The sequence below is a fragment of the Micromonospora zhanjiangensis genome, from assembly GCF_042650605.1.
Taxonomy (GTDB): Bacteria; Actinomycetota; Actinomycetes; order Mycobacteriales; family Micromonosporaceae; genus Micromonospora_J; species Micromonospora_J zhanjiangensis.
Window position 1 is genome coordinate 1 of record NZ_JBHSBN010000092.1, and the last position, 1,683, is coordinate 1,683.

The 1,683-nt window shown below is 68.9% G+C and carries 1 protein-coding gene; it reads left to right on the plus strand.

Translation table 11 applies throughout. From position 1 onward, the window contains the following. Positions 1-137 precede the first annotated feature (137 nt). Positions 138-1,520 (plus strand): IS1380 family transposase, encoded by a 1,383-nt coding sequence (locus tag ACFOX0_RS34055; protein WP_377553784.1) that lies wholly within the window; start codon positions 138-140, stop codon positions 1,518-1,520. Positions 1,521-1,683 lie beyond the last annotated feature (163 nt).

Here is a 1,683-nt window from a genome sequence, read left to right on the forward strand (position 1 = left end):
TTAGCCTCGGTCTTTCACGGCGGTCGGGATCTTGATGGTTGGGAAGGGTCTGTAGAGACAGCGAAGTGCCTACCACGTAAGGAAAACTGATCGGTGTCGAGTCGTTCAGAGTTCCGCGCGCGGAAGGCACTTCGTAGGTGCAGAGTACCGATTGGTCCAGAGGGTTGTCCGTCGAGGTCGGCGGTCGTGGTGTGGTGTCGCACGCCGGGATGGTGTTGCTGCGGACTCTCGCGGACAGGACCGGCCTGACCGGGGCGTTGTCGCAGGCGGTGGCGCGTCGGGGGTTCACGCCGGGCAGGGACCGGGGTTGTGTCCTGACTGATCTCGCGGTGATGATCGCTGACGGTGGTGAAGCGATTGCCGATATCGACGTTGTCCGGCATCAGGCGGACGTGTTCGGACGGATCGCCTCGCCAGCGACGTGTTGGCGGGCTCTCGACGAGGTCGACCAGGTGCGGGCGCGCAGGATCGCGCGGGCGCGGGCGAAGGTGCGGGCCCGGGTGTGGTCGTTGTTCGACCAGGTCCCGGCCGCGCGGGCCGCGGGTCGGGACATCGGGGCCGGTGTGGTGGTCCTGGACGTCGACGCGACCCTGCTGGCGGCGCACAGTGAGAAGGAAGGCGCGGACAAGACCTACAAACGCACCTTCGGGTTCCATCCCCTCCTCGTCACCTGCGACAACACCGGGGAGATGCTGGCCATCCAGCTCCGGCCGGGTAACGCGGGGGCGAACACCGCCGCCGATCACCTGCACGTGCTGGGCGAGGCGTTCGCGCAGGTCCCCGCCGCCCACCGGCGGCATCTGCTGGTGCGGGCCGACTCGGCCGGTGCCACCCACGCCGTGCTCGACTGGCTCACCGCCCAGGACGTCAAGCGGGGCCGCACGATCGAGTACTCGATCGGCTGGTCTATCGGTGAGGCGGAACGCCAGGCGATCACCGGCGTTCCCACCTCGGCCTGGACACCGGCGATCAACGCCGACGGTGGCCTGCGTGACGGCGCGCACGTCGCCGAGTTGACCGGCCTGCTCACCCTGACCGGCTGGCCGGCCGGGATGCGGATCATCGTCCGCCGGGAACGGCCACACCCCGGCGCCCAACTGACGCTGTTCGAGGAACGCGACGGCTGGCGTTACACCGCGTTCGTCACCAACACCACCATCGGTGCCCTGCAGTGGCTGGAAGCCCGCCACCGCGCTCACGCCCGCGTGGAAGACCGGATCCGCTGCGCCAAGGACACCGGCCTGCGCCGACTCCCGTCACGCAAGTTCACCATCAACCAGGCATGGTGCACCCTCGCCGCGATCGCCACCGACCTCATCGCCTGGCTACAGATCCTCGCCCTCGACGGTGACCTGGCCCGCTGCGAACCGAAGACCCTGCGCTACCGCCTGCTCCACACCGCCGCGCGCCTGGTCCACGGCCAACGCCGCCGACGGCTACGCATCCCACCGACCTGGCCCTGGGCCAACCAGATCACTACCGCGTTCACCCGGATCGCGGCCATCCCCGCACCCGGCTGACCACCACAGCCGCCGCCCCACCGACCGGAGGACCCCAGGAGACCACGCCCACCGCCGCGACAGACGGCCCACCACCATGCCCCAAGACCGCATTCATCGGAGAACACCGATCAATCGCCCGAGGCCGATACATCCGACGCCAGCCATGAACGATCGAGGTTAG